Source organism: Acetobacterium sp. MES1 (assembly GCF_002237635.1).
GTDB classification, from domain to species: Bacteria; Bacillota; Clostridia; order Eubacteriales; family Eubacteriaceae; genus Acetobacterium; species Acetobacterium wieringae.
Map to the genome: position 1 here is coordinate 21,500 of NZ_MJUY01000028.1, position 6,016 is coordinate 27,515.

Here is a 6,016-nt window from a genome sequence, read left to right on the forward strand (position 1 = left end):
GAAAAAAGTGTGAACAGAAAAAAAGTCATTATTGGATTAAGCGGTGGCATCGACAGTGCTGCCTCCGCTTATCGGTTACAAAGTGAAGGTTACGAGGTAATTGGCGTAACCTTTAATTTTTTAAATGCCGAAACAACCATTAATGCCGCCAGAATGGTGGCGGAAAAAATGGATATTGAACACCATGTATTGGAGGCTCAAAATGAGTTCCAGAAAAAAGTGATTGATCCCTTTGTAGCGGGCTATCAACGGGGAGAAACTCCTAATCCCTGTCTGTTATGCAATCAGAACATGAAGTTTAAGCTGCTTCGTGATTTTGCTACCATCAATGGCGACGCCATGATAGCCACCGGCCATTATGCCGAAGTTCGCCAGCATGAGGGGGCATATCAGCTCTGGGCCAGTGCCAATCCCCATAAAGATCAGTCCTATTTTTTATATCATCTGGAGCAGGAAATCCTGGGGCGTTTATTATTTCCGCTGAATGCGGTCACATCCAAAGATGAAGTACGAAAAGAAATTTTGAGTTTATTGCCAGAGCTTGCCCAGGGTGCAGAAAGCCAGGGCATTTGTTTTATCCCTAAAAAGGGCCATGGTTTGTTTCTCAAGGAGGCTGTGTTTGGAAATAATCCGACAGCCCCTGGTAATTTTGTGGATACAACGGGTAAAATACTGGGGAAACACCCCGGCATTCATCATTTTACTCCGGGTCAAACCCGGGGCTTGGGGATTAACAGCAGTCATCGGCTGGCAGTAGTTGAGGTGATCCCAGCCACCAATACGGTGGTGTTGGATGAAGAACAGAATTTGTATCAAAACCGTATTCTGGTGGATGCGTTGGTTATTCAATCGCCGGAGGGTCTGCCGGAAACAGGCTTCACCTTTAAAACCTGTCGCTGGGGCCACGAGTATGAGGGCCGGATCGAACGACTTTCCGGAACTCAGGCCATCGTTCACAGTCAGGTTCCGGTTCGGGCTCCGGCACCCGGTCAGGCTCTGGTTTTTTTTAAGGGTCGGCAGGTTCTCGGTGGTGGCATCATAAAACGGTTTTAAAATAAATCGCTTTAGGTTATAATGAGGCCAGCAAATTTTAAGCAAAAGAAAAAGACTAAGGAGTTTTACATAGATGGGAAAATTATTTGGTACTGATGGCGTTCGTGGTGTATATGAAAAAGAATTGACATTGGATCTGGCTTATGGATTGGGTCAGGCCGGAGCCAGCGTTCTGGGAAGAAATGCGCATCGGCCCAAAATTGTCATTGGCATGGACACCCGGGAATCCGGAAACGCTCTGGAACAGGCTCTGGCCCGGGGAATTGTAGCAGTGGGCGGTGAAGCAATATTGGTTGGCGTTCTACCAACCCCTGCTATAGCAGTGATTACCCGAGAAATCCAAGCTGATGCTGGGGTAGTAATTTCGGCTTCCCACAACCCCTTTCAATTTAACGGGATCAAATTTTTTGATGGTCTGGGATTCAAACTGCCAGATGCAGTGGAAGACGAAATTGAAACCATCGTTCTGGAAAAACAGGCAGTTGAATTAAAAGGGGGTGGCAGGATCAGTCAACTGGAAAAACCGGAAGACCTCTATCTAAACCACATTAAACAGGCAGTAAAAAGTGATTTTTCTGGACTCAAGGTAGTGATGGACTGTGCCAATGGGGCCGCCTATGCCATCGCTCCGGCGTTTTTTCGTAGCCTTGGTGCCGATGTGGTTGTGATCGGGGATCAGCCTGATGGCAAGAATATTAATGCCGGTTGCGGATCGACCCATTTACAGCCCTTGCAGCACCGGGTAGTGGATGAAAAAGCCGATATTGGGATTGCTTTTGATGGTGATGCGGATCGCTGTCTGGCAGTTGATAATGTGGGTGCGATCATCGATGGTGACAAAATTATGAATCTGATCGGATCTTCGATGAAGGCCGCCAATACTTTGAAGAAAGACACGGTTGTGGTCACTGTGATGAGCAATATCGGCCTGGATCTGGCCTTAAATGCCGCCGGGTGTAAAACCGTCAAGACGGATGTCGGCGATCGGTATGTTCTTGAAGCGATGGTTGCCGGCGATTATAATCTGGGCGGCGAACAGTCCGGACACCTGATTCTGCTGGATCATAATACCACTGGAGATGGGATGCTTACGGCCATGATCTTATTGGAATTGTTAAAACAGGATGGCCGGGATGCCAAAGCCCTGAATAATTTAATGACGGTTTATCCTCAGATCCTGGTTAATGCCAGAGTCGAAAATAAAAAGAAACTGGATTATCTGAATGATGCGGAGATTCAAAGACGGATTCAGGAAGTGGAAGCTCATTTTCACGGGCAGGGACGGGTGCTGATTCGGCCATCAGGAACCGAACCACTAGTACGGGTGATGATTGAGGGACAGGATCAAAATGAATTAACCACCATCGCCAGTGAGCTGGCAGTATTAATTGAACAACGCTTAGGCTGCTGAAATATGGTAAGAAAATATAATTAAACCAAATGATAATGTCAAAAATTAAAAATAATTTAAGAAATGAGGGCTTTGTCCCTCATTTCTTTGTGTTGAAAGGACTTTTATGGTAGAATAACTCAGTATGTTTTTGGGTATAAAACTAATGGACCGTAACCAAAGACAACCAAGAAGCGCCAGAACTCAAGTGATGGTCCACACAGAAATTGAGTTGACGAGGTCAGGGAGTATCGAAAATTCGGCGGATGCCCTGGAGAATTGTCATTTAAAACCAAAGAGCGATCTTTGGGACAGAGATGGCATAAAAAAGAAATATAGGTGAAAAAATGTGTGGAATTGTAGGTTATATCGGCGATAAACAGGCACAAGAAGTGCTAATTAATGGTCTTTCCCGGTTGGAGTACCGGGGCTATGACTCGGCCGGAATTGCGACCCTGGAAAATGAAATGATCCGGGTGGAAAAGAAAAAAGGGCGGCTTAAAAACCTGGAAGATGTACTGGATAAAACACCGCTTTCCGGCCAGGTCGGTATCGGTCATACCCGTTGGGCAACCCATGGGGTTCCTTCCGATGCCAATGCCCATCCCCATTGTAGTGTCAATAAAGAAATCTCGGTGGTTCACAATGGTATCATCGAAAATTATATGACGTTGAAAGATGAGCTGCAGGCGCAAGGCCATGTCTTTATTTCGGATACTGATACCGAAGTGATTGCCCATCTGCTGAATGAACTTTATACCGGTGATCTGGTCGAAACGATTCAGATTGCCTTACAGCGGATGAGCGGCTCTTATGCCCTGGCGGTTCTGTGTGCCAACGAGCCGGATAAGATTGTGGCTGTCCGTAAAGATAGTCCCTTGATTGTCGGACTGGGTGATGGTGAAAACTTTATCGCTTCGGATATTCCGGCGATTCTTAACTATACCCGGGAAGTCTACCTGCTGGATAACGGTGAAATGGCGGTGCTGACAGCAGATCATATTCAGGTTATGAACAGCACTGGTAACACCGTTGATAAAGAAGTTTTTGTTGTCGATTGGGATCCCGGAGATGCTGAAAAAGGCGGCTACGATCACTTCATGATGAAAGAAATGGTCGAACAACCCAAGGCGATGATGGAAGCTTTAATGAGCCGTTGCTGTGAAAATGGTGCATCCTTTGCCGGGCTCAAGCTTAATGCGGAGATGATGAAAAAGATCAATCGGATTCAGATTGTCGCTTGTGGCACCGCTTATCATGCCGGGATGGTGGGTAAGTACTATTTTGAAAAATTCGCCCGGATCAGCGTCGAAACCGAAGCAGCTTCGGAGTATCGCTATAAAAATCCGATTGTCGATGAAAATACCCTGCTGATTGTCATCAGTCAATCTGGCGAAACCGCCGATACCCTGGCAGCGATCCGCCTGGCTAAAGAACGGGGAGCCTGGGTTTTGGCGGTGACCAATGTGGTCGGCAGTTCCATTGCCCGGGAAGCCGATGACGTCATTTATACCAATGCCGGACCAGAAATCGCCGTGGCATCGACCAAGGCGTATGTCACCCAGGTTGGTTGTATGATGCTGCTGGCTTCATTTTTGGGAAATCTCAATGGCAAAATGAACAAAGAAGATGCTGCTCGGATTTGTCATGGGCTGATGATGACCCCAGGACTGATCGATAAAGCATTGGAAACCCAGGACGTGATTAAAGCATTTGCCGATAAAAATTATCAGATCAGTGATCTTTTTTATATGGGGCGAGGGGTGGACTTGTATACCAGCATGGAAGGTTCACTAAAACTTAAGGAAATTTCCTATATTCATTCCGAGGCCTATGCCGCCGGGGAACTGAAGCACGGTCCGATTGCCCTGATCGAAGATGGCACCATTGTGGTGGCCGTCTGTACTCAGGAAAATGTGTTTGAAAAAATGCTCAGTAATATAAAAGAGGTCAAGGCCCGGGGCGCCCACGTTCTGGCGATTGTCCAGGCCGGTCACGAAGATATTGCTTCGGAGGTGGATGAGGTCTGGGTGATTCCGGAGATGGACGATGATATCACCGCCATTCCCACCATTGTGTATCTGCAGCTGTTGGCTTATTATCTGGCGGTTGCCCGAGGCTGTGATGTCGATAAGCCAAAAAATCTGGCTAAGAGTGTGACGGTGGAGTAAGCATCTCATAGAAGCAGAAATTACCGGTCGATAAAAAAAGAAACAATAAATATCATTCGAATCCAACAATAAACCTTGCGCATTTTCCAAATCTAGATTATAATAAAATGTCAAGTGATAAAGTGGCTGTATCTTCTGAGAATTCCCAGTGGATACAGCTTTTTAAATGGATTCGAATCAGTTTATAATAAAAATAGAAAGCAGAAAAAAGTGATAAGTAAAAAGTTTAACCAGTACCAATTAAGCGATGAGCTGCTAAAAGCCATCGAAAAATTAAATTTTGAAAACCCGACTAAGGTTCAGGAAGCCGTGATTCCTATTGCTTTGGAAAACAAAGATATTCTTTGTAAAGCCCAAACCGGCAGCGGTAAAACGGCGGCCTTTGGGATTCCGATCTGTGAACTGCTGGACTGGGAAGAAAACAAGCCCCAGGCCCTGGTGCTGACCCCGACCCGGGAACTGGCGCTGCAGGTTCACGAAGATATTTTTAACATCGGCCGCTTCAAACGGGTCAAGGTGTCAGCCCTGTATGGAAAATCACCGATCCGCCGGCAGGAAAAAGAGCTGAAACAGAAAACCCATGTGGTGGTGGGAACTCCAGGCCGGGTAATGGATCATATAGAACGGGGCACCTTTATTACCGATGAGATCCGTTTTCTGGTCATCGACGAGGCCGACGAGATGCTGAATATGGGTTTTATTGATCAGGTTGAGGAAATCATCAATGAAATGCCCAAAAATCGAGTCACGATGTTGTTTTCGGCGACGCTGGAAAATGAGATTCAACGGCTGTCAAAAAAATACATGAACGATCCCCAGATCATCGAGATTGAAGCTGAGGCTAAACGAACGGACGCCATTGAACAGTTCGTTTATAAAACGGGCCATGAAGATAAACTGGATATTTTAAAAGATATTCTAGTGGTGGAAAATCCGGACAGTTGTATTATTTTTTGTAACACCCAGGAAATGGTCAATACGATTTATAATTTGCTGGGTAAAAATAACAAGGCCTGTGAAAAGATTCACGGCGGCATGGAACAGGATGACCGCACCCAGGTCATGCAGCGGTTTAAAAAGGGAGCCTTTCGCTATCTGATTGCCACCGATGTGGCAGCCCGAGGGATCGATATTCATGAGATTTCGCTGGTTATCAATTTTGATGTGCCCTGGGAAAAGGAAACCTATGTCCATAGGATCGGACGGACGGGTCGTCGGGGCACCAGTGGCAAGGCGATTACCTTGGTTTCGGCAAAAGAAGGTCGCTTGTTCCGGGATATTGAGAATTATACTGATAAAGAAATTATTGAAAAAGAATGTCCGACGCTTTCCACTGTTCATGCAATGAAACCGGCCTTTCTTACAAAGCTGCAGGAAAAACCCGACGAAAAGCTGGACAAAG

Annotated in this window: 4 protein-coding genes; all 4 read left to right on the top strand. The window is 46.1% G+C overall.

Translation table 11 applies throughout. The features are described 5' to 3' along the window. The first annotated feature begins 9 nt into the window (after positions 1-9). Complete coding sequence (gene mnmA / locus BI182_RS09980; RefSeq protein WP_286807575.1) at positions 10-1,053, top strand: tRNA 2-thiouridine(34) synthase MnmA; 1,044 nt, start codon at positions 10-12, stop codon at positions 1,051-1,053. A gap of 73 nt (positions 1,054-1,126) precedes the next feature. Then, positions 1,127-2,464 (top strand): phosphoglucosamine mutase, encoded by a 1,338-nt coding sequence (glmM, locus tag BI182_RS09985; protein WP_148637677.1) that lies wholly within the window; start codon positions 1,127-1,129, stop codon positions 2,462-2,464. A 326-nt stretch (positions 2,465-2,790) separates the two neighbouring features. Continuing rightward, on the top strand, positions 2,791-4,614 hold the full coding sequence (gene glmS, locus BI182_RS09990; protein WP_286807576.1) for a glutamine--fructose-6-phosphate transaminase (isomerizing): 1,824 nt from the start codon (positions 2,791-2,793) through the stop codon (positions 4,612-4,614). Positions 4,615-4,824: 210 nt separating this feature from the next. Further along, positions 4,825-6,016: DEAD/DEAH box helicase (locus tag BI182_RS09995; protein ID WP_286807578.1), on the top strand; the 1,192-nt coding region annotated here is incomplete at its 3' end.